Below are 24304 nucleotides of genomic sequence, written 5' to 3'. Positions count from 1 at the left end.
GGTTTTTTCTCCCTCTCTCTTTACATGAACTTCGTTGCGAGACGCATGATATTCTCCTGGGTGCACTCAGACTTGTCCAACACGCCGGTACATTTCCCGGAACAAAGGACCATTACCCGGTGGGACATCCCAATCAATTCAGGCATTTCTGAGGAGACCATGATAATGGCCTTTCCCTGTTCAACCAGTTGTCCCATAATCTGGTAGATTTCATATTTAGCCCCGACATCAATACCCCGGGTCGGTTCATCCATGATCAGGATGTCCGGCAAGGTCATCAACCATCGGCTGATGATAACCTTCTGCTGATTACCTCCTGAGAGATTCTGGATCAATGTCTCCATGGTAGGAGTCTTGGTCCTGAGTGCCTTGTTGTATCGAACAGACTCTTCCTTCATCTCCTTGTGCCTAAGGAGGTGCAACTTGTTCAGATACTCTTTCAAGGAGGCAATTGAAGTATTGTTTGATATATTCATCAAGGGAAAAATGCCACTCCCTCTTCTATCCTCGGTAATCATCCCGATGCCATGTTCGATGGCTTTCCGGGGAGTCATGTTCAGGATCTCATCCCCATCAACATAGATTTTTCCTTCCTTGGTTGCACGAACACCGAAGATGGCTTCCATCAATTCTGTACGTTGTGCCCCCATAAGTCCACCAATACCAAGGATTTCCCCACGATGGACCTCAAAGGAAATATCCTGGAAACTTCTGGGATTGGGCGAACTCAGATGCTCCACCTTTAACAGGACCTCTCCCACATTACTCTTGAACTCAGGGAATCGAAGCTTTGCATCACGACCAACCATAAGAGAGATAAGTTTCTCATTGGTCATATCAGCTACATCATAACTTCCAATCATCTGGCCATCACGCATGACACTCACTTCATCAGCTATGGTAAAAATCTCTTCCATCTTATGAGAGATGTAGATAACCGCTACATTCTGCTTCCTCAGTTGGTTGATGATCTTGAACAGGTGCTTGACCTCGTTATCCGTAAGCGAGCTGGTAGGTTCATCCATGACAACCACCGAAGCGTTGTAACTGACAGCCTTGGCGATCTCACAGGTCTGCTGCATGGAAATGGACAGCGAACCGATGCGAACATCCGGTTTCACATTGATCTCCAGTTCCTTGAGCAGACGCCTGGTATCCTCATTCATTTTCTTGTGATCGATCAAACCGAACTTATTCAGGGGCTCACGGCCAAGGAACAGGTTCTCTGCTACCGAGCGTTCAGGAACATTGCTGAGCTCTTGGTGAATCATCGATACTCCCTGGTTGAGCGCATCATGGGAGTCCTTGAAACGATGCTCCTTTCCATTGAGTTTGATAATCCCACTATCTTCCTGATAAATACCGAACAAACACTTCATCAACGTCGATTTGCCTGCACCGTTCTCGCCCATCAAGGCGTGTACTGTTCCTGGCTTTACCCGGAGCGTTACTCCATCGAGGGCTTTTACACCAGGGAAGGTTTTGGTAATTCCTTCCATTTCCAGGGCAAATGTTGTGTCCATCTGTCTTCCTCTTTCCCTATTTTGCAATCGTCGTTCATAAAGTGTCTCCTGCCGCTGATAGCAGCAGGAGACAATCTTGTCTTACATCAAGTCCTTGTAATTCTCTTTGGTGATTGGCTTGAAAGGAACCAGGTAGCACTGGGAAATGACAGCTGGGTCATTTGCAGGTGCTTCACTGATGACTTCCTTGGCAGGCTCGATTCCCCAAGCGGTTATGCCTTGTGCAGTGCCTTTGGTGGCCATTGCATAGGCAAGCTCAAATGCGGTGCTGCTCTGTCCAACCGAGTCCTGCAGAACGGTAGCATACAGCTTGTCCTGATCCATGGAGTTCAGTGCATCGGCAGTTGCATCGATACCGAGAACAGGGAAGCTCAGGATGGTACCATCACTGGCATCATTGTCAACCAGACCATTGGTGACCAAGGATTCAACTGCACCAAGAGCCATGCCGTCGTTCTGTGCAACCACGAGGTTGAACTTGCCACGGTGTGCTGCAATCCAGGTGTCCATCTTTTCCTGAGCCTTGTCTGGAGTCCAGTCAGCTGTGTCCTTCGCAACGAAGTTCACGGTATAGCCAAGGCTTTCGAGGGTATCGACAAAACCAGCTTCACGACTGATCTGAGCGGGATGCCCAAGCTGTCCCTGCAAGTACAGGATATTCAACTCTTTACCAGGAGCCTTGTCAGGATACTTGGTGAAGTAGTCATCGACAATCTGTGCCTGGTACTGGCCAGCAACCAACTCAGGTGAGGAAGCAAGGTAAAAATCCTTACCTACCTTCAGCGCATCGACAGAAGGCTGGATGTTGGAGAAGGCAGCGCCACCACCAACAGCATGAATCTGCTGTGCCATCTGCTCAGTCACACTCGTGTCCTGGGGAATGATCACGAAATACTTGTATCCCTGGGTGATCAGGGTGTTGAGTTGGTCGAGCTGACGAGCTACGTCACCCTGTGCGTCCTGCAGGTTCAATTCAACGCCGTTCTCTTCTGCAAGCTTGCGGAGATTGTCAGCATAGTCCTTAACAAATTGTTCGTTCAGATTTCTGATAAGAGCACCGATCTTTACCGTATCATCGGCTGCTTCTTTTCCGCCCTGTGCGAAAAGACCGGTACAGACAAGTGCCAATACCAACAAAATAGCTACAGTCTTCTTCATAAAAACTCCTTTTGGGTAATTCCAGGATTCGCCTCCTGGTAAGCGTACTATCCACAATAGGCATCCATCATCAATGAAAGGTATCAATACCCCAGGGCAAGCCCTGGACTCAGGAGGCGTTGCCTCCTTTTCCGCCCCAAGGGACGGGATATCTCACCTTGCTTTCCCGGCACTCGCTCGGGAGAGGAACCATCATGCTGATTCCTTTCCTCTCGCTCCGTTGGGGAATGGACACCACTAGTGGCAGCGTTCGTAGTATCTTTACACTGGAAATTTCGTTTGTCAAGAAAAAATGTAAACGTTTACAGTTTTTCTTTATTAATATAGCTTTTGGTAATAAATTATCATTATTTCTGTACTTTAAGAAAGGTGTAAACCTTTACAAAAAATTCATTATTTGTAGAGAATTGCAATCAATGATAATCGCGTACTACATATTGCATGCAGAAAACGCAGTCGCAAAAACAGATTGAGCAGAGCAACACAATCGTCTATTTAGACAAGTTTAGGAACCAGGGTTGACGGCCAACGGAAGGGAGCATCCACAAGTGGGAGATTCAGGAAGATAGGTTTTACCTGCCATTGCCCTGTATTAGTCTTCTACCTTTTTTGCATGCTCCGAGTTTCGCTTGGCTACGCGGTAGAGTTCAACAATTCGCGCTACCCCATCCTCAGCTACGCCGGTGGCCTCTGCAATCTCCGATTCTGGTAACTGGTTTTCTAAGGCATACAGCACGAGATCCACATTTTCTGCAGTTACACCAAGAACATCCTGATACTTATCAGTAATACCAGGGATGATGTCAGGGTTTGGGGTACGTTCAAGGATCTCTCCTGGAATACCGAGCGTCTGTGCCAGCTGCATGATCTGGGTCCTGTAGAGATGTCCTATAGGCATCAAGTCAGCCGCATCATCAATGCCGTATTTCACGCACAAACCGGTGAGTTCCTCTGATTTGTGGGCACACCCGACCACTTGTAGGTTGTTCTTTTCCGCATAGGAATAGACTGCTACAAGTCGCACCCGCTGTTTCGTAAAGAAAGAAGCAAGGCCCTTTCGAATCAGCGTATCCCCCTGTCCGTTCAACACCCTCACATAATTACTCTCCCCCTCTGCTGAGGTCATGAACCGCCTAACAAGCCGTTCCTTCCAACGTCGTGTCGGAAAATAAGAGAGGATATAGGAGTAGGTGCCGAACGCTTTGAGCATTGGGGAGATATCAATGCGTACACTTGTAATGTCGAGGTGTTTTGCCAGCATGTTAGCGTAGTATTCAGCATCCGGATTGCCCTGTTTTTCAGGCAACTGCAGGCCTGTCACCTTTGCCTTCCCCAGAGCAGCTACGCACAGAGTAGCAACGACACTTGAATCGAGTCCTCCGGATATCGGGACGACAACTCCGTCACGGGTGCAGGAGGAGATGATAAAATCTTTAATCCTCTCAACAGCATCACCCGGATCAATCTGCAATGTTTCAATAGATATTGATTTCATAGCATCATTATACCATACATGAAAAGAGAACGTAATGAAAGGTATCAATACCCCGGGGCAAGCCATGGACTCAGGAGGCGTTGCCTCCTTTTCCACCCCAAGGAACGGGGTATCTAACCTTGCTTTCTCATGCAAAGCTATATTGAACATAACCCATAGCATGCATCACTGGAACGTTCTCAACCATGAAAATGACTGGATAATCTTTCCTGTATATTGCATAATCGAGCGTATGGCATACACAGAATATGGAAATACTTGGTGGGGCAATCGTTGGCTTGATGCCCTCACAGAAATTGATTACTCAAACCGGCTCCCCAGAGGGAAGCGATACGCACGTAATGGCTCCGTTCGCTCTATTACGATCGATAAGGGTAAGGTAACTGCACGGGTGCAGGGCACACGGCCAACTCCCTACAAAGTAGCCATAGGTATCCATCAATACACTACAGAAGACAACATGAAACTGATCTCCCTCATCAAGGAGAATCCATATTACCTAGGAAGTCTGCAAACAGGAGAACTCCCCCCGGAGATTGAGCAGGAGTGCCAGGATATCGGGATTATGCTGTTTCCCCGTTCATGGAAAGATTTGAGTATGCAATGCAGCTGCCCTGACTGGGCTGTCCCCTGCAAACATTTGGCTGCAGTCATCTATATGATTGCAAATGAAATCGACAAGGACCCCTTTTTGGTCTTTCGTCTCCATGGACTGGATGTGGAATCGTTGTTCCAGAACGCCGAGGGGATTGCTGAAGAACAGATACCAACCTTGGATTCCCTTACCGAGAACACATGGCAGAGCTCTTCTTCAGGTGAAGGAGAGCCAGATTTGCAACTGGTCCCAGACATGAAGCCGGTACTGGAGCGAGTACTTACTGACTCCCCACTCTTTGCTCCTCAATGCAACTTCAAGCGTGACTATCTCTCATTCATCACAAACCTTGCGAAAAATACCACAACGTTTGTCAATCAAATGGAGATTCCCCAACAGACACCAAGCATCCTCTATGATGAGTGTTCTATCATCTACCAGGGGAAAAAGGTACATGGAGTACTCAAACAGGGGAAAAACAAGCTCTCCTTTTCATCGGAAGAGATGGATGAGTGTCTCTCCTACCTCCAATCCTTTCCAATCGGCTCAACCGAGGAATACCCCCCGGTCCTTGCCCTCTTGCTCTTTACACACAACTTTGCGCTTCGTCTTCTGCAAACCCATGGGGCTATACCAAGCTTATTGGCTCTTGGCAAAGAACAGTATGTTCTTCGTTGGATACCTGCCTATTTCAACCCCGAGGTCAAGGCTATAACAGATTTTCTCGCATCAAGGTTGCAGGATAGAGACCTTGTTTTCATTGATACCCGACCAGCAGACAAGCTCCAACAGATTTTCCTTTTGGTTTCACTGTTTGTACGCTCCTACAGCAAGCTCTTAGGGGATGCAACAAAACTACCAGAGACTGACGAGCATGCATTGTTCTTTGCAGGTGCTCTCTATGAATGCAGAACTCTTGCCCAAAGGGGGAATCCTCTTGCAATACATCACTGGCTTGGAAGGCTCATGCTCAGCACCCGCTCTCATCGGCCGGTACTTTGGATGCAGGAAAAAGGGAACGACACATACCTATGCAACATCCAAGTACAGAAGGCAGAAGAGGCACCGATTGCACTCTCCTCATTTCTTTCAAAACATACGGAGACTGCTGCAATTCTTCAAGACCTCAGTTATCTGGGAACCTACTTCCGCCCCATCCAGAAAGCACTAAGGGCACGAGGAGTAGCTACCGTTTCTGGTGATGAATTCCTCGACGCTTGGTTCAACGCCCTTCCCGCATTGAAAGCCCTCGGGGTCAGCATGATTATACCCAGAAGCTTGCAGAAAACACTCTCCCCACGCGTCTCGGTGCGGATGAGCACCTCTGGAGAAAGCACAGCTGAACGTTTTCTCTCTCTACAGGATCTCTTGGATGTCTCATGGACTATTGTTTTAGGAGATGATTCCATCGATCCTGAGACATTGCAGACCATGATGGATCAAGGTCGGAAGTATGTCGCATTCAAGGATCAATACGTCGTGCTGGATAAGAAGGAAATTGAGAAAATCAATCGCCGGCTGGAAAAGACGATCAAACTCTCGGCACTCGATCTCTTGAAGGTAAACCTGCTGGGTACCTATGATGAACAACCAGTGATCATGGAAGATGGCGTAAAGGAATTGTTCAACTCCCTCTTGCACATTGCCCCAACGCCTATCCCTTCTGAACTTAAGACTACACTGCGTCCTTACCAAGAGCGCGGGTATCAGTGGTTGATGCACAATCATGCAATCGGCCTGGGATCTCTCTTGGCTGATGACATGGGCTTGGGTAAGACAGTCCAGGTGATAGCATTCCTGGTTGCTCTGAAAAACAAGAACATCATCACACCAAAAAAGCCGGTCTTGATCGTTGTACCAGCCTCTTTGATGACAAACTGGGAACATGAGATATCCCGCTTTGCACCCTCTCTCACCACCTTTGTGTACCATGGGCAGAACCGGCAGCTTGAAAAGGGAAGTGACTGCATCATCACCACCTATGCTACGGTGAGAAGGGACACTGAACTCTTGCAGAAAACCCGTTTCTCTGTGACCATCCTTGATGAGGCTCAAGCAATCAAGAACAGGGATTCAGCCCAGGCAAAGTCTGTTGCCAAACTAAAAAGCGATCATACCATTGCCATGACCGGCACCCCGGTGGAAAATCGACTACTTGATTACTGGAGCATCATTGATTGTGTCATGAAGGGGTACTTGGGCAATCAATCCAGCTTCAAGACACACTTTGCCATCCCGATCGAACGGTACCATGACCAAGCTGCCTTGAAGGCATTCCGTTCCCTCACTGCCCCCTTGATGCTTCGTCGAGTCAAAACCGATACCTCAATCATCAACGACCTACCTGAGAAACTGGTACTTGAACGGTACGCAACCCTGTCCTTGGAACAGAAAGTGCTCTACAAGGAAATCGTCAAGCAAACCGAAAAAACACTTGAAGAAGCAGAGGGAATTGCAAAGAAAGGTGCAGTATTCAAACTAATGACCGCCCTCAAACAAGTCTGTTGCCACCCTGCCCTGTATTGCGACACCAGTAAGAAAGAACTTGAAAACTCCGGTAAGGCAACCCTCCTGATGGACTTGCTTGAGTCAATACACCAACGGAACGAGAAAGTTTTGGTTTTCACCCAGTACGCCCAGATGGGCTTCCTGCTTCAAGATTTGGTAAAAGAACCATTCTCACTGGATGCCCCATTCCTGCATGGAGGATCGACCAGGGCACAGCGAGATGCCATGGTGGAACAATTTCAATCTGATCCTGAATGCTGGCTCATGATTCTCTCAATTCGAGCTGGTGGAACTGGGTTGAATCTTACATCAGCAAGCCATGTAATTCACTATGATCTCTGGTGGAATCCAGCTGTGGAGAACCAGGCAACTGATCGCGCCTTCAGAATTGGACAGGATAAACAGGTAACTGTTCATCGACTGATCACCGAGGGAACCTTTGAGGAACGTATCAACGAGATGCTCACTTCCAAAAAAGATTTGGCTGACAGTGTCATAGCGACAGGAGAAAATTGGATTACCGAGCTTTCTGCAACACAGTTGAAGGACCTCATTGCTTTGAGGGAAAGTCATACATAACAAGCCCTTCGATGGGGAAGGGCTTGTAAGAAGACGTCAACACTTCCTTCTCCCACCATCGGCAACGGGAATCTGCTTAACCTGTGCATCTGGATGGTGGTTCTTGATGGCTTTGTCCATTATGGTGCAGATCTCTTCGTAACACATGGTTCCCTTAAAGGAATCGGGAATGAAAGGTATCAATACCCCAGGGCAAGCCCTGGACTCAGGAGGCGTTGCCTCCTTTTCCGCCCCAAGGGACGGGGTATCTCACCTTGCTTTCCCTGCACTCGCTCGGGAATCAAGAGAATGTTTTTCAATTTCTTCTCCTATACATCATAGCAGCTGCCCTTAGAGGGGCAGCTACTATGATGGTGTTGGAGGCTTGTGCCTCCAGATTTTGTTCTATCTTACAGCAAAAACAGGGAGAGAATCCAGATGAAAATCATAGATGCAAGACCCATGAGCAACGTAACCATGGTTTGTGTCTTATAGCCATCTTCAGGCTTCAATTGGCCAAAGTTGGTAACAACCCAGAAGTAGCTGTCATTTGCATGGGAAACTGTCATCGCTCCCGCTCCGATTGCCATGACTGTAAGCACTGCCGCTATTGGGGTAGTGAGGCCCAGACCTGTCATCATGGACCCGCTGTCAACAAAGCTTCCCAGGATACCAGCTGTAGTGGTAATGGCTACCGTGGAGGAACCTTGAGCAGACTTGAGGATAGCGGAGATAATGAAGGGGAAGAAGATGCCGACCATGCTCAAGGCTGCGGCATTCTCCTTCATATATCCCACAAAACCTGCACTGGAGATGACCTTCCCAAGTACACCACCAGCAGCAGTGATGAAGAGAATCGGGCCAACAACCCTGAGTGTCTCAGTAGTCATGACGTTGAATAAACGTATTTTTCCGCTCTGTCCAAGGAGGATGATGCCGAAGATAAGGCCTACAGTCAAGGCGATAATGGGACTTCCAATAAACTTGCTGAAGGTAGCCATGTTGCCGCTCCACCCCATGGCACTGGCAAGCGATCCCAGTGCCATGCAGAGAATCGGGATGAGGATCGGGGCTACGGCCATAAAGCCATTGGGGAGGTCCCCAAAGCCCTTGAGCAGCTCATCATAATCCTGGCTGGTAAGGTCTTCAGTCTCCTCCTCGGCACTCTTGATTCGCTTGCCAATGAAGTTTGCATAGAAGTAGGCGATGAGCAAGGATGGGATCGAGACAACTGCACCCAGCACAATGACCATGAACAGGTTGTCCCCAATTCCCAGAGTTCCCGCTGCTGCAATGGGGCCAGGGGTTGGTGGGATGAACACATGAGAGGTATAGAGTCCGGCTGAGAGAGCCACCGTCATGGCGACTGAGGAGAATTGGGTCTTTTTCCTCAACGCTTTCCTGATTGGGTCGAGGATGACAAACCCACTGTCACAGAAAACGGGAATTGATACGACCCAGCCCATGATCTCCATGGCAAGTTGGGGGCGTTTCTGCCCGACGAGGCGCACCACCATTTCAGCAAGTTTCAAGGCGGCGCCGGTCTTTTCCAGGATGGTCCCGATAAGGGCTCCAAAGATGATGACTATACCGATACTGCTGAATATGCCACTGAAGCCGGAACCAATGGTGCCAGGGATATCCGCCAACGGGATGCCGACAACAATGGCGAGTATGAGTGATACCCCCATAAGTGCCAAAAAAGGATGCACATTCCATTTTGAAATTGCCACAATCATGATTGCGATTGCAATGATGAAGGTAATGATGAGCGCTATTCCAGACATACGATTCTCCTTTAGTATATTTTAGGGGTAGTATATCATGTCTTTTATAGAAATGGTTTTATTTTTAGGCTCTGTTTTAGGCGTGTAGTGAATTGCTACCCAGCAACGGGAAATGGCAATGGTGGCTTATGGAATACTTCCGGATATGTGGAGCACTTGCCGATTGTCTGCATCTTGCCCAGCAACAATGTTTTCAGATCAAGACGGTTTAGACCGGGGTTCTCAGCCTCAAAGCCATTCCAGGCGAGGTAGTTGTCGAGGTATTTCGTCGAGACTCCCCTGAAGGGAGCCAGCAAGCCCTTCAGCCGGCTGTGCAGGTTGTTGATCTTCTGCAGAAGGAACATGGCAAGGGTTGAATACACCATAAAGACAACGCTTGATGATGGAACCGTTGTAGAGAAGACTACAATACTGAACTGCTTGGTAGTCTTCAGGTTACGGTCTGAAGATCTTTACCTTCTGCTCACGTTTGATTCGGTCACGACCATCCTGCAGACTTTCCAGTTCACCGGTAGCCCAGGCTTGGACAACCAAGTTGCCCAATGCTGTTGCTTCCACTGGACCTGCATAGACAGGAAGACCGGTTTCTGTGGCTGCCCATTGGTCGAGAATCTCGTTCTTGCATCCGCCACCAATAATATGCAGGGCTGCAAACTTCTTCCCGATTACGTCCTCCAGATCGCTGATTGCCGTTGCATAAGCCTTGGCAAGTCCCCGATAGATGGCAACCATGTACTGGCCATGGTTGGAAGGAATGGGAAGATCATGCTCCCTGCACCATGCATCAATTCTGTCAGTCATCAGATTATCGTGGCTATTGGGCTTGAGGAACCGGGTATCAGCTGGATCAATGTATCCTTGATAGTCTGCAGCGCGAAGAGTCTCTTCATCAAGCTCTTTCCACTTGATTTCCCGACCTTCTTTCTCCCAATGCCTCACACACTCCTGTTGTATCCACATCCCCATGATATTCTTGAGGAATCGAATACCACCACTGGCAGCCACCTCATTGGTGAAACCACTCTCCATAGCGGCTTGGTCAGTTCGTGGTTCAGGTAGTTCAACTCCCAGAAGTGACCAAGTACCGCTGGAGATGTACAGTGGCGTCCCTCCAGCCTCCGCAGGAACGGCAGCTACCGCACTCGCCGTATCATGAGCAGCACTTGCAATCACGACCACATCAGAGGGGGCCCCCACTTCGTGGGCAACATCCGTGGTCAAGCTTCCCAATACAGTACCACTGTCAATGATTTCCCCGAACAAGGAACGCTCAAAACCCATGTCATCGATCAGATCCCATGCCCATGTTTTTTGCTTTGGGTCATACAACTGCGTGGTGGAAGCGTGGGTACGTTCATTCTTCATGATCCCAGTCAACCAATAGGCAAGCAAGTCCGGTACCGAAAGGTAGTGAGATGCAGCCTTCAAGGCTTTAGGGCGATCACGTTTCATGGCAGCAAGTTGATAGAGGGTATTGAAGGGCTGGAAGGCAATCCCGGTTCTCTCATAGATCCGCATCTTTCCACCCAGCTGCTTCGACACCTGCTCGATCAACCCGTCAGTCCTGCTGTCACGATAGTGATAGCAAAGGGAGACCAAGCCCCCTTTGTCATCAGTGAGCACATAGTCAACGCCCCAGGTGTCGATGCCGATGGAGGATATTTCACTTCCATACTTGGCAAAAGCCTTCTTCAGTCCCACCTTGATCTCGGCGAACAGGCTTTGGATGTTCCAATAGAACTCCCCCAGTATCTGGTCGTTTTGGGTGACAAACCGATGGACGACTTCAAACTCACCGAGGTCCCCGACGAGAACCCGGCCGTTGGAAGCACCTAAGTCGATGGCGATATGCTTCTTCATAATTACTCCTTGATTCGTTTCTTGCAGTTTTCCAAGAGGTAGGCCTCTGCTTCAGCTGACCACAATCCATTGTGCTTATCAACCAGCTTTGCAAGTTCAGCAAACACCTCATTGGTCTTACCCAGTTCAGCAAGATCGGTCAGTGCGGTGAGGGGGAAGTCAAGATGCGTATACATCATCTTCTTTCCACCAGGGATATTTGGGAGGTTGATCACTGCCTCGGGAACTGCGGAGAGCCCTCCGATATGGGTTACCATTGCGGCAGGGTTGATCAACCCCTTTTCCATCAGGTGCAATGACTCCCTCATATCATCGGTATTGCCACCACTGGTACCCACAATGTGGGTGGAAGCGTAGTGCACGTTGTAGAAGTTCATGCTTGCCGTGAAATCTGTTTTGTTGGGGCCGGCGAAAAAGTTCAGACAACCATCCTTGGCGAGGATTGCATCGGCCTGCTCTACCAGCATTCTTACAGGGGCCATAACCAGCACATCATCGTAGCCCTTTCCATCAGTGTACTCCATCAAGGTCGCATTCGGGTCACTGTAGTTCTTGGTATTGACGTAGATCAGCTCAACCCCGTTCTGCTTGGCATCCTCAACGCTGTAGAGGTCCTGCGCACGTTTGAGACGTGCATCATCAATATCGGTAACGACCAGGCGACCGGGCTTGCGATCAGGGTTGTGTACTGCATAGTCGATGGAGGAAAGGCCCATGGGGCCAACCCCGGCAAGAATCGCCATATTGCCGCCCTCGACGATTCCCATCTTGTGCTCATACGAACCACCAGTTGTGTGGTACATTGCGTGGAAGGTACCAACGACACAGGAAACAGGTTCAGCAAGACTTCCGAGGAAGAAGGCCTCCCCATCGTAAGGAAGCAAGCAATCCAGTTCCATTACCTGATGAGGAATCACCACATAGGTTGCATCCCCTCCGATGTACTGGAACGAATATCCAGGAGCATCAAGGGTACCTTGGTAATTCAAAGCTGGCTGGATAGAGAAACGTGAACCAACCTTGAATCTATCCTGCCATTTCTTTCCTACCCCAACGATTTCTCCACAGAACTCATGACCCAGTATGATCGGGTTCTTGTCGACATCATTGGGGACTCTCTTATGGCTTGCACCCTGCTCAGCGGCCTTGTGGTCGCTCATGCAGATACTATTGGTTATCACTTTTGCGAGGATTTCGTCCTCAGCAATCTGGGGAAGTTCAAACTCTTCGAGGCGAAGATCATTCACTCCATACAGACGGATAGCACGTGTTTTCATTTCTATTCTCCTAATTAAGCATGACCTGGCCACCGGTTACGGGAACCGCCTGACCTGTCTCGTAGGTCTGTTCTACTATGTAGAGAAGTGCCTTCATGACGTCCTCTGTGCGACATCCACGATTCATCGGCACCTTCGATTCATAGAACCGTCTTACATCGGCAACACTTTTCGCCCCTGGGACCTTTCCCGCTTCCAGGTACTGAACGAACAACCCTCTCTTCGGGTCCGACCAGAGCGGACCGTCAAGGAAGTTGCCCGGACAGATTGCGTTGACCTTTATGTTATCCTCAACCAGCTCCAGAGCAAAACTCTGTGTAAGTCCGATGGTCCCGAACTTGGCACCTGCATAGGCACCATTCTTGTTGGACCCTTCCAACCCGGACTTGCTGGAGATGGCAATGATATCAGTGAAATACGAGGCACTGGGGATATTCTGCAGGGCCATCAGTCTGGAGGCAAACTTTGTACAGATAAAGAATCCGGTATAGTCAACGTTGGTGACAAACTGGAAATCCTTCAAATCCATCACCTTCACAGAACCGGCACGAAGCACTCCCGCATTGGAAACAAACAGATCCAATCCACCCGTCTCCTCAGCTACCTGGTTCATCATTGCCTCCACACTCGTCTCATCAGTCACATTGACTGTGATCGGTTTGGAAACAGTGATGCAGGCTTCCCAGTTCAGCTCATCACTGAGCTTTCTTGCACCGTCTGCGTTCATATCTGCTATATAGACAAAGGCTCCATGCTCAACAAGGGAGCGAACCATGCCCTCCCCAAATCCCTGTGCACCACCGGTAACCAAGGCGATCTTGTCACGAACCACATCCGCTCGGCTTATTGAAGGGGGAAGTGTTGGGAGTAAACTCACCCCTTCCGCCCTGAAGGCCTCATCATAGTTGGTCCCGAGTCCATACTGCAGGTCCATTCCTGCAATTTCCATTACAGAAGGGAATACCTTTCTCTCTGCAGTGTAGGCATCGAGCAGCTTTTTCCAAGCCACGGAAGCCTCTTCAATGCTGGCAAACTCTTCTGGAGATGGCAAGGAAAGGTCCACCTTCTTGCCAGTGACACGGTGGATGAACAAACCCTTCTGACCATCAAAGGTCAAGCCGCGGAGTACTGGGGGAATCTCAAAGCTGATCTGCTTAGTAAACGTAGTCATCGCTCCTCCTTAGACCTGTTCGTATAGTGAATATGGGTCATGCGTGTCCATCTTTCTTCCCAGAGCTGCATAGTGTGCCAATCTCTTCTCAAGAGAAGAACCAGATAATGGATTATCAGGATGGAACAGGCCAAGCGTATCGTCACAGGAAGATAGCTTCTCATGAGCCACCAGCGCCCAAGCAGCATCAACCAGATGTCTTGCGGTAGGTTCCAATAGCTCAGGGCAGTTCATACTTTGCCTGCTGCTGTTGATATCGACCCCACTGATCTCCATCAGGTTTCTCTCCCTGGCAAGCTTCTGCAAGCGAAGCATCTGCTCCTTGGTATTGCGTGGAGGCATATAGGTAATCGCAGGGAAGCCAATATCCACCAACACGTCCAACAGCTCCTCCAGGAACTCATCCTCAAACTTCTCTGCCTTCTTATCCCCGGTCACACTCTCAGCCACATCCCCAAGATAGGCATAGGCTGCAATGGCACCAATACTGTTGGCAAAGGTGACCACCTCACGAACGTCCAGACACTCTTCCCTGGAAGGCTGAATGAAGAACCGAGGCAGGAAGGTGCTCTTGTAGACTCCCAAGAGATCATACGCATAATGGGGATTGTCCTTGTCCAACAACCAATCCTGCACCTTTCCTGCCAGGGTTAGTCCCAGCTCCTTCTTGAGGAAGTGCACCAGTTTCTCCCCTTTTCCAAACATGGAGATACTCTGGTTTGCCATAGCATAGAGAATGTGCCGTTCGGTAACAGAGCCACCTTGGTCAGCTCTGCTCAGAGGGAGAACATCCCTTTCAAAATCAAGGTCGAAGCCATACGTTCCTACCAGAGCCTGCAAAGCTTCCACTTGTGCCTTGTTTCGTTGGTTTCGAATCGTCTGGACAGGTTTCAAGAACTCCTCGACAGTAGCAATATGCTGTTTAGGAACCCCGTGGACGCACATATAGGCTATTCCGATGCTGTCCGGATTGTTGAGCTTTCTATCCCCCAGAGGAGTGTCGAGAAAACTTGTCCTCAGCTCAAACCCTACCGTACTGGCGATACCGATATTCTGTGCTGCTTCCATCATCTCCCGGGCCGCACCAATACTGTCATGGTCAATACTACCCACAATACCCAGCCCTGCCTTCCAGGCAGCATAGGCTGCTGCAGAAGGCTCATAGGGACTGAATGAATAGGTGGTATGCACATGATTGTTCACCTCTTCTAGCGCGGTTCTCTTAAGAAAGCCACTTTGAATCAGAGAACCAATCTCACTACTCGAGGTGAGTCGAGTGGCAAGATCCCTATCATTGATGCTTTTTTCAAGCTGTTTCAAATCCATGGGCTTTCCTTATCAGACACCGAGTCTGCTTGTCCTGAAGAACTCACCGTCAGTGAAATTGCTCTGGGGGACATAATCGGGAATCGGCAAAATCTGTTCGTGGATGGCGTCCAGTACCGAGTACTCCTGTGCAAAGTAGTACTCTTCCATTTCTGCTGGTGGGGTAATCCAGTTCTTCGATCCGACCACAATTGTCGGAGCATCGAGATAGTCAAAGGCAAGCCTACTGAGGTTGGAGCTTACGGTATGCAGATAACTGCCACGTTCCGAGCTGTCGGTCACGAAGACTGCCCTTCCTGTCTTCTTCACTGATTCAATCAACAACTCATACTTGAGTGGGTTGATCCATCTCAGGTCGATCACCTCTGCCTCAAGACCCTTCTCAGCAAGCTGTTCTGCTGCCTTGATTGCAGTATAGAGAGCGGGGCCAAGAGCAATAATGGTTACATCCTTACCTTCTCTCCTGATTACCGGTTCCCCTTCTGGAATCTCATAGTATCCCTCGGGAACCCCTTCCTTCACGAACATCTCGCCAATTCCATAGAGTTTCTGGCTCTCAAAGAATACTACAGGGTCAGTACCACGGAGCGCATAGTTGAGCATGCCTTTCACATCATACGGTGTTGCAGGATACATTGCCTTCAATCCGGGGACGGAAGCGACCATGCTGGTCCATTCCTGTGAGTGCTGTGCACCATACTTGTTACCAACTGATACACGAAGCACAAGCGGCATCTTCAGGACACCTGCGCTCATTGCCTGCCATTTGGGCATCTGGTTGAATACCTCATCCCCTGCACAACCAAGGAAGTCACAGTACATCAACTCGACAACAGCTCGGCCACCGGCCATCGCATATCCTACTCCACTTCCAACGATTGCCGATTCAGCGATCGGGGTGTTGAAGAAACGGGAAGGAGGAAGCAGTTCTGTGAGACCACGGTAGCAGGCAAATGCTCCACCCCAATCTCGATGATCCTCTCCATAGGCAACCATCGTCGGGTCAATGGAGAAGCGATGGACCATTGCCTCGAAGACAGCATCACGATACTGGTACTGCTTTGCAGCAGGCAGTTCCTTGCCGTTCTCGTCGTAGGCATAGCGACTTCTGCGGGCAATCTGCTTCACCCTTGCATTGTCTTCCAGTTTCTCCAGCAATACCGCTTCGCCATCATCCAGCTTCTCAACACTGCCATTGGAGAACATCACGGACTCAACAAAATGTTCATCCACCATGGGACTGAGTACCGGATCAACGGTAATCTCGAGCGTCTTTCTCATCTTCTCTTCAAGGATCGTATCAAACTGGTCAAGCTCTTCCTGGCTGACCAACTTGTTCTCAATGAGGTAGTTGCCGTAGGCCACGATGGGATCCTGGTTACGGAATGCTTCCAGTTCTTCCTTCGTCCTGTAGGTCATTGCATCACTGGGGCTGTGACCGCTGTAACGGTAGGTGATGGTATCCATGAAAGCTGGACCTTCTCCCTTGAGGAGAATTTCTTTCTTGCGTGAGGTGGCATCTGCCACTGCAAGAGGGTTGAATCCATCAACACGTTCGGTGTGCATGGAGTACTCGTTGATAGCAGAGGCAACCCTTGCAGCAACCTTGTAGCCCATGGTCTCCCCAATTGGCTGACCGCCCATGGCATAGAGGTTGTCAAAACAGTTCAGCATAAAGGGAGGATACCCTGGGTTGTCTTCCCAGAGGGTCTTGTACTGGTCCATGGAGGAAAGCACCAATCCTTCATAGACAGGACCACGTGCAAGCGCTCCATCACCGATATTGGCGATGACGATTCCCTTCTTTCGGTTAATCTTCTTATAGAGTGAAGCTCCTACGGCAATAGTACAGGAACCTCCAACAATTGCATTATTGGGCATGCTTCCAAATGGCTTGAAGAAGGTATGCATCGAACCACCAAGGCCTGCTGAGAATCCGGTCTTCTTTGCATAGATCTCTGCCAATGCACCGTACAGTACAAAGTTTTCTGCAAGGTCACGGACATTTTCCCCAGGGAAGTGCTTCTCTACAATCCTGTAGGTCTCCCCATCCATGAAGGATTCCATGATGGCAAGCAGTTCCTTGTCCTCCATCTTATGGATGGCACTCATGCTCTTGGCAAGAATCTCACCATGGCTACGATGCGAGCCAAAGATCTGATCCTCGGGGCCGAGAACCATTGCCTGCCCGACAGCTGCACTTTCCTGACCGGATGAGAGGTGGGCTGGTCCACGGTGGTTGTATGAAATCCCCTGATACACACCCTCTTTCTTGATGGTATCCAACATGGTTTCAAATTTTCTAATCAAGAGCATGTCATAGTACACACGGATCAAGCGTTCCTTTCCGTATTGCTTGAGCTCATTCTTGATGTTGCTCTTGTACTGGTTAACAGGAATCGAGGGTGTTTCAATAATGAGTGGCTCCCTTAATTTTGCTGGATCAAATGGTATTGTTTTGGACATATCGTTACTCCTTACAGACTATGGTCGAGTGCAAAGCAAGCATCCTTGATAAGCTCGGACACACTCGGATGTGGAAATACTATCTCTTTGACGTCCTGGACCCTGAGCTCTGCTTCAATAAGAGCAGAAGCGCCCCAGATCATCTCGCTGCTGTAGGGTCCCAGCAAATGAACTCCAAGAATGGCACCACTTTCCTGGTGACAGATCACTTTCACCAAGCCGGATGCACGCTTGCCTTGCTCAGCGAGGAAACGACCGTTTGCACGCATCTGCACGGTTTGGCTCTTCACAGGAATGCCTTTCTCCTTGGCTTCCTTTTCTGTGATGCCACAACCCGCTGCCTCGGGATTCGCATAAACAGCCCAGGGAATTGCGTTGTAGCGCATGCGCATCTCTCTTGAGCCGAAGATATTGGAAACGGCAACCTCTGCCATGCGGGATGCACTATGGGCAAGGAGGGAGCGACCATTCACATCTCCAATCGCCCAGATATTGGCAACATTGGTCTGCAGACGGTCATTTACCACTACCCCTTGTCGGTCGATATCCACTCCAAGCTTCTCCAGCCCCTGGGTGTTCGGCCTACGCCCAACACTCATGAGGACCAGTGCTGCTTCAGTGGACTGTTTATTTCCCTTGGCATCGGTATAGAACACCGCTTCCTTGGTAATTTCCTCTACCTTGCAACCAAGGCGGAAGTCCACTTCCTTGAGCTCACGTCTCATCAGCTTGGCGAATTCGCCATCCATCATGGGAAGAATCTCGTCCATCATCTCTATGACGGTGACCTTGGTCCCAATCATGGAGAAAAACGAAGCGAATTCAATGCCGATCACCCCACCACCGATGACAACCAGGGATTTGGGCACTTCCTCGAGGTCCAGGATCTCATTACTGGTGAGCACATGTCCCAATTTTGCTCCAGGGATAGGTGGAACAAAAGCGGAAGAACCGGTGGCGACCATCAGGTATGAACCTTCATAGACTGTTTCCCCAACCTTCACATGATGAGGGTCGATGAATTCAGCTTCACCAAAAACCGTTTCCACCTTGTTCGATTTCATCAGGAACTCGATGCCACTCCTGAGCGTCCTGACCGTATCATTCTTCCAGGTCATTGCGTCAGGTAGGCTGAATGTCACCGAGGCAGCCTCGAGGCCTTGTTTTGCCCCATCAAGTGCATGATGGTAGAGCTTGGCACTGTTCAGAAGGCTCTTGGTGGGGATACACCCCCAGTTTGTACAGACCCCCCCAAGGTGTCCTCTCTCTATGAGCAGGACTCTCTTGCCGAGTGCACCTGCCCTTTCTGCAGCAACATATCCACCAGGACCGCTGCCAACTACAATCAAGTCATAGGTACTCATGTATCCTCCCTACAGTGCCAACAAGAGATCAATGGAGGCAATGTTGTCCATCAATGCCTTCAGGAAGCGTGCAGCATCTGCGCCATCGACTGCCTGGTGGTCCATTGTCAGCGAGAGTCCGATCTTCTCAATAAAGACGATATCCCCATCCTCGTCCTCTACCGGCGTGAGGGTAATGCCGCCAACCCCAAGGATGGCAACCTCAGGTGCGTTGAGCACCGGGGTGAACGCATCAATACCGAAGGCTCCTACATTACTTACCGTAAAGGTTGACCCACTGAGTTCGTCAGGTTGGGCGGTTCCTTCCTTGCACTTCTCGACCAGGGTCTTGGTTTCTTCAGAGAGCTGGCGGAGGCTGAGCATATCACTGTTTCGCACCACCGGGACCAGAAGACCCTTCGGTGTGTCGGTAGCGACGCCAAGATGCACATGGCTAAAGCGCAATATCTTATCCCCAAGGAAGTGTGCATTGAATGCAGGGAACTCCAGCAAGGTCCTGCTGACTGCAAAGAGGATCAGATCGTTGATCGTGACCTTATTCAAACCGAGCTCACTCTTGGCACTCTTGAATCCTGCTCTCAGACGTTTCAGGGCACGTGCATCAGCTTGGGCATGAAGGGTAAGCTGGCATGTGGAGTGAATGGACTCCATCATCCTCCTGGCAGTTACCTTTCTCACTCCCTTCACAGGTATCTCCTGAATCTCTTCAGAGACTTCTCCCATGCGTGATGGGGTAGCAATCGCAGGTTTCACCTGTAGGTCGGAAGAGAGGACCCTACCTCCAATGCCGTTGCCACGTCCTGGAGCCTGGACTCCCTGTTCAAGAGCCTGCTGTCTTGCAACCGGACTGAGAGGCTCGCCAGCCACTGAGGCTACATCACGTTCAATGATGCGACCTTTCGGGCCGGTGGGCTGTACAGAGGAGAGGGGGACTCCCATGGAGGAAGCCAGATTGCGTGCCCTGGGGCTGGAACCCTGAGCCTTGCCGGCCGTAGAGGGGGGAGCAGCTTTTTCAGGTTGTGTGTCCCCAGCTGGTGCTGTTTCCTGTTTCTCTTCCTTTGGTTGCCCTTTATTTGTTTCTGCCTTGGGAAGTTCGACCTTCTCGCCTTCCTCCCCGATTATGACGATGGGAACCATTACTGGAACATCATCCCCTTCCTCATACAGTATGGCCAGTACAACACCTTCAGCAGTCGATTCAACGTCAATGGTTGACTTATCGGTCTCAGCTGAGCATAGGACATCCCCTACAGCAACCTTGTCACCTACTTTGACATTCCATTCCACAATAATGCAGGATTCCACTGAGTTTCCCTGTTTGGGCATCACAACTTGTTGTGCCATGTGTTCACTCCTCTACTTTGCAATAAGGACCTCAACACCCTGCTCCTCGAGCTGGGTGATCAGGTCTGCAGGAAAACCACTGTCTGTGACAATGGTATCTATCTCTGTTACCGGCATGATCCGCACAAACCCACGATTCCCCACTTTTGAGGAATCAACGCACAATACCCGCCGTGTGGCTTGTGCGCACATGCGTTGTACCACCTGTGCATTTTCGATCAAGCTGGTGGTAAGTCCATGTTCCATGGTGAATCCATCCGTACCGAAGAAGGTGGTGGATACATGGTAGTTCTCTATCTGGGAAATGGCAGCAGGCCCGACAAGGGCCTCAGCTTCGCTTCGGTACTCTCCACCCACCAGCGTGACCTGAAGCTGGGTATTCGCCCGTGCATAGGGCAGAATGAGCGTTGAATTGGTAACCACCCGTACATTTCTTTTCCCAAATATGTGCCTGGGAATCAGGGAACAGGTGGAACCATTGGTAATCATGATAAAGTCATTATCCCTTACCAAGGTGGCAGCGAGTTTTGCAATCAGATCTTTTTTTGTGGTATTGGTATCATCACGAACGGCGGCTTGGGGAGCTGAGGCTACCACGACCCTGCCATGGCTTCGTATAACAAGACCTTTGGAATCCAGGTCGCGTAAATCCCCCCTGATGGTAACCGCAGAGACTCCCAGCTCTTCACTGAGCCGAGAAACAGGATACTCTTCACCACTTTTCAGAAGCTGGAGTATGTGTTTTTCCCGAGGGGAAAGCCCTATCATATGATACACTCCTACTTTCTTATCGCTTTCATTACGCTTTCGATTCTATGATAGTATCGCAAACTTATCAAGTGTTTTCGAAAGATATCCGTTAATCCATATGAAAGACTTCCTCCAAGGGAAGCGAGATTGGTGAGTTGTCTTCATTCGTGTCCATAATATCAGCCATATAGGCCCACCACTTCTGGACAACGGGGTTGGAGCCAAGGGCCTGACTCCCCGCGGTTCCCTCTGTTTTCTGAAAAGCAAAGAGCATTCCACTATCCCGGTCAAGGAAGATGGTGTAGTCAGAAACCCCACTTTCCTTGAGAATCGCCTTCAACTCCGGCCAGATTTCATCATGACGCCTCTTGTACTCTTCTTCATTTCCTTTCTTCAACTGCATGACAAATGCTTGTCTCATGGTAATGGCTCTCCTAATTTCATCTCATTTGCTGGAGTCGTAGCTTCCTGTTTGCCTTGTACATATCAAGCAATCGAGGAAGCAGGACCGCAGTAATTAAAAGCAATCCAATAACGATAGTCATCAAGGTCCCACTGAACTTCAGCAAGCCCATGCCGAACTTAAGGTAACCGACCAGCATGGAGCCGATGAAAACACCATACACACTTCCCTTACCTCCTGTGATGGCAACACCACCAAGAACCACCAAGGTGATGATCTCCAAATCCCATCCGGTGGCAATGTTTGAGCGGACAGAGAGAATGCGGCTTGCAAGCAGTATGGACGTGAGACCACAGAAAAATCCGGTAACAGTGAAGTTGATAACCCTCATGGTCTTTACCTTGATACCGGAGAAGCGAGCTGCTTCAGCACTATTCCCAATGGCATACAACCTTCTTCCATACGTTGTCTTATGCAAGATGAAAGCAAAGAGCAATACAAGCACCAGGTAGAGGACGAACTCAAAGGGGATAATGGTACCAGGTATGAATTGCTGACCAAAGAACCCAAAATTCTCCGGGAATTCAGTGCGTGCCTGGTCTCCCAACAAACCAATTGCGATTCCCCTGAATATCGACTGTGTCGCAAGGGTGACCGCGATGGCGGGCATCTCGAGGGCAGTGATCATTACCCCATTGAACAGTCCAGCAAGGGTCCCAACAAGAAGGGCCAGGAATATCAGGGAAGGAATGGAAGCTCCACTTTGAGCAGCATTGCCTACCACATATGCACAAAGGGCGATAATGGACGCAATCGAGATATCAATGTCTCCACACATGATGATGAAGATCATCGGAAGGGCCATGATTGCCTTCTCACTGAATTGGAACGTTGCATTCATCAAATTGAACCAATCCAGGAAGTACGGGGTTCTGATGGTGAAAAAAATGAACACCAGTACAATGATAATGGAGAGCAGGACTTCCCACTGGGTAAAATATTCTATCAACCGGTTCTTGAGCGACATCTCATTGATAAGCCGTGATTTTGCTACCAAATCTCTCTTTTCAGCCATACCTAGCCTCTCCTCTGTGCAAGCAGCTTCTTCGTCTTTCGCTGGTCACTGATGGTGTTGAGCGTCAATGCAATGAGAATGATCAATCCCTGGACGAACGTTTGCCAGAAAACCGACAGGTAGATAACCGGTAATGCGTTGGTGACCACACCAAGGAAAAGCGTACCCAGGACTACCCCAATGATACCACCAGAGCCTCCTGCAAAGTTGACACCACCAAGCACACAGGCTGCTACTGCCTGCATCTCGAACCCAGTTGCCATCTCATTCACTGCAGAAGCATAGCGAGCGGTCCACAGAGCTCCTGCAAGGCCACAGAGCGTACCACTGATAAGGAAGACCACTACCCTGACCCTGCTCTCATTCACTCCTACAAACTTTGCCGCTGTCGGGTTTCCCCCGATCGCATAGACTTCCCGTCCTGTACGGGTATACCTGCTGAAGTAATAGAATACAGCAATGACAATAATTGCAATCCAAAGAAGGTTAGAAATTCCAAGGAAACTATTACGAGGGAAATCTATGTAGGATTTACTCATCTCATGGGCTGTAACCCACGTACCTCCACTGAGGAGAAAGGTAAGCCCGCGATAGATATTCACCGTCCCCAATGTGGTGATGATCGGGGGGATTTTCCCATAAGCAACCAACACACCATTGAAGAGTCCCATCACCATTCCAATACCCATTCCTGCGAGCAACAGGAGCAATGGACTGACTGTAGGATTTGCCTCATTGATCATACCGGTGGCCATACCGGTAAAGGCGATAATGGAACCAACTGAGAGGTCAATCCCGTTTGAGAGGATTACGTAGAACTCACCGATGGCGACAATGGAGAGGATAGCCATGTCATTAAGGATGGTGGAGATGTTCTTCGCAGAGAGAAACTGCGGAGAGCGGATTGAAATCGGCACCAGAAGCACCACCAACAACAAGGTAAGGGTTGCCTCCCTGCGGGCCAATGCTTTCTTTACAAAGGAGGAGAAGGATAGATCAGGCATTGGAGACCTCCATCTGTACAGTTGCGATTGCATACCGCATTACTGACTCTGCTGTCGCTTTTTTCCCATCAAGAATAGCTGTCTGGTACCCTTCATGCATCACGACGATCCGGTCCGACATTCCCAAGATTTCAGGAAGCTCACTACTAATGAGAATAACGGCAACACCCTTGTCCGCCATTTCACAGACGAATTCGTGTACTGCTGCCTTCGTTGCCACATCAATACCCTTGGTAGGTTCATCAAGGATGAGAATCTTCGGGTTTGTCCCAATCCACTTGGCAAGGACGACCTTCTGCTGGGTACCCCCACTGAGTGTCTCAGCATCGACATGGTATCCTGCAGATTTTATCTCCATCTGATCACCATGTTCCTTGACGTAATTCGCCTCAGTTTTTTTCCTGATCACCAGACCTTTCCAGCAGAGATTGGTCAATACCGGTAGGCTGATATTATGGGTCAAGCTCATTTTCAATACCAGACCCTGCCTCTGGCGGTCTTCAGGCACCAAGGCAATCCCTTTTCGCATGCTGTCGATGGGACCTTTGGGCATGAATGGCTTCCCGAGCAGATGCATCGTCCCCTCACTGGCCTTGTCAATTCCGAAGATGGTTCTCACCACCTCACTGCGACCGGCTCC

The 24304-nt window shown here is 49.6% G+C and carries 19 protein-coding genes and 1 pseudogene; 2 read left to right on the top strand and 18 right to left on the bottom strand.

Annotated elements, in window-relative coordinates; translation table 11 throughout:
* Positions 1 to 20: 20 nt before the first annotated feature.
* Both AB7S66_RS01240 and AB7S66_RS01235 read right to left on the bottom strand, forming a co-directional pair.
* Positions 21 to 1523, bottom strand: coding sequence for a sugar ABC transporter ATP-binding protein (locus tag AB7S66_RS01240; protein ID WP_428517563.1), 1503 nt, complete (start codon positions 1521 to 1523; stop codon positions 21 to 23).
* An 81-nt stretch (positions 1524 to 1604) separates the two neighbouring features.
* A complete protein-coding gene (locus tag AB7S66_RS01235; RefSeq protein ID WP_428517562.1) occupies positions 1605 to 2681 on the bottom strand; it encodes a substrate-binding domain-containing protein in 1077 nt (358 codons plus the stop codon).
* 73 nt (positions 2682 to 2754) lie between these two features.
* Here AB7S66_RS01235 and AB7S66_RS01230 point away from each other — a divergent pair, with 73 nt between their 5' ends.
* Positions 2755 to 2922, top strand: a complete 168-nt coding sequence (locus tag AB7S66_RS01230; protein ID WP_428517561.1) for a hypothetical protein — start codon at positions 2755 to 2757, stop codon at positions 2920 to 2922.
* A 351-nt stretch (positions 2923 to 3273) separates the two neighbouring features.
* On the opposite strand, the gene nadE is transcribed toward AB7S66_RS01230, so the two are convergent.
* Complete coding sequence (nadE, locus tag AB7S66_RS01225) at positions 3274 to 4176, bottom strand: NAD(+) synthase (RefSeq protein WP_428517560.1); 903 nt, start codon at positions 4174 to 4176, stop codon at positions 3274 to 3276.
* A 232-nt stretch (positions 4177 to 4408) separates the two neighbouring features.
* On the opposite strand from nadE, the gene AB7S66_RS01220 reads away from it, so the two are divergent.
* Complete coding sequence (locus AB7S66_RS01220) at positions 4409 to 7858, top strand: SNF2-related protein (RefSeq protein ID WP_428517559.1); 3450 nt, start codon at positions 4409 to 4411, stop codon at positions 7856 to 7858.
* A gap of 17 nt (positions 7859 to 7875) precedes the next feature.
* Here the strand turns inward: AB7S66_RS01220 and AB7S66_RS01215 are convergent.
* From AB7S66_RS01215 to AB7S66_RS01145, 15 genes and pseudogenes are all read right to left on the bottom strand, one after another.
* Positions 7876 to 8005, bottom strand: a pseudogene (locus tag AB7S66_RS01215) (glycerate kinase); the annotation flags it as partial.
* Positions 8006 to 8247: 242 nt separating this feature from the next.
* Entirely contained in the window at positions 8248 to 9624 is a 1377-nt protein-coding gene (locus AB7S66_RS01210; protein WP_428517558.1) for a GntP family permease, read from the bottom strand.
* Between the two features lie 95 nt (positions 9625 to 9719).
* Positions 9720 to 9989 carry a hypothetical protein gene (locus AB7S66_RS01205; RefSeq protein ID WP_428517584.1) on the bottom strand — a complete coding sequence of 90 codons (270 nt, stop codon included), beginning with the start codon at positions 9987 to 9989 and terminating at the stop codon, positions 9720 to 9722.
* Between the two features lie 70 nt (positions 9990 to 10059).
* The gene (locus tag AB7S66_RS01200; RefSeq protein WP_428517557.1) at positions 10060 to 11484 is read right to left on the bottom strand and encodes a rhamnulokinase; all 1425 of its coding nucleotides are present in this window, start codon (positions 11482 to 11484) and stop codon (positions 10060 to 10062) included.
* A gap of 2 nt (positions 11485 to 11486) precedes the next feature.
* Entirely contained in the window at positions 11487 to 12761 is a 1275-nt protein-coding gene (locus AB7S66_RS01195) for a zinc-binding dehydrogenase (protein WP_428517556.1), read from the bottom strand.
* Between the two features lie 10 nt (positions 12762 to 12771).
* Positions 12772 to 13932: an SDR family NAD(P)-dependent oxidoreductase gene (locus AB7S66_RS01190; protein WP_428517555.1), complete on the bottom strand. Its 1161-nt coding sequence runs from the start codon at positions 13930 to 13932 to the stop codon at positions 12772 to 12774.
* Positions 13933 to 13941: 9 nt separating this feature from the next.
* Entirely contained in the window at positions 13942 to 15258 is a 1317-nt protein-coding gene (locus AB7S66_RS01185; RefSeq protein ID WP_428517554.1) for a PHP domain-containing protein, read from the bottom strand.
* A 12-nt stretch (positions 15259 to 15270) separates the two neighbouring features.
* Positions 15271 to 17724: an alpha-ketoacid dehydrogenase subunit alpha/beta gene (locus tag AB7S66_RS01180; RefSeq protein WP_428517553.1), complete on the bottom strand. Its 2454-nt coding sequence runs from the start codon at positions 17722 to 17724 to the stop codon at positions 15271 to 15273.
* Between the two features lie 11 nt (positions 17725 to 17735).
* A complete protein-coding gene (gene lpdA, locus AB7S66_RS01175; RefSeq protein WP_428517552.1) occupies positions 17736 to 19088 on the bottom strand; it encodes a dihydrolipoyl dehydrogenase in 1353 nt (450 codons plus the stop codon).
* 9 nt (positions 19089 to 19097) lie between these two features.
* Complete coding sequence (locus tag AB7S66_RS01170) at positions 19098 to 20432, bottom strand: dihydrolipoamide acetyltransferase family protein (protein WP_428517551.1); 1335 nt, start codon at positions 20430 to 20432, stop codon at positions 19098 to 19100.
* A 12-nt stretch (positions 20433 to 20444) separates the two neighbouring features.
* The gene (locus AB7S66_RS01165) at positions 20445 to 21200 is read right to left on the bottom strand and encodes a DeoR/GlpR family DNA-binding transcription regulator (protein WP_428517550.1); all 756 of its coding nucleotides are present in this window, start codon (positions 21198 to 21200) and stop codon (positions 20445 to 20447) included.
* A 91-nt stretch (positions 21201 to 21291) separates the two neighbouring features.
* On the bottom strand, positions 21292 to 21603 hold the full coding sequence (gene rhaM / locus AB7S66_RS01160) for an L-rhamnose mutarotase (protein ID WP_428517549.1): 312 nt from the start codon (positions 21601 to 21603) through the stop codon (positions 21292 to 21294).
* 19 nt (positions 21604 to 21622) lie between these two features.
* Complete coding sequence (locus tag AB7S66_RS01155) at positions 21623 to 22660, bottom strand: ABC transporter permease (RefSeq protein WP_428517548.1); 1038 nt, start codon at positions 22658 to 22660, stop codon at positions 21623 to 21625.
* A gap of 2 nt (positions 22661 to 22662) precedes the next feature.
* On the bottom strand, positions 22663 to 23664 hold the full coding sequence (locus AB7S66_RS01150) for an ABC transporter permease (RefSeq protein WP_428517547.1): 1002 nt from the start codon (positions 23662 to 23664) through the stop codon (positions 22663 to 22665).
* Positions 23657 to 24304 (bottom strand): ATP-binding cassette domain-containing protein (locus AB7S66_RS01145; RefSeq protein ID WP_428517546.1); only part of this gene is annotated, 648 nt, incomplete at its 5' end. The genes AB7S66_RS01150 and AB7S66_RS01145, both read right to left, overlap by 8 nt.

The sequence above is a fragment of the Sphaerochaeta sp. genome, from assembly GCF_050178175.1.
In the GTDB taxonomy this organism is placed as follows: Bacteria; Spirochaetota; Spirochaetia; order Sphaerochaetales; family Sphaerochaetaceae; genus Sphaerochaeta.
The sequence above is the reverse complement of the archived record's forward strand: the minus strand, read 5'-3'. Positions and strand labels throughout refer to the sequence as shown.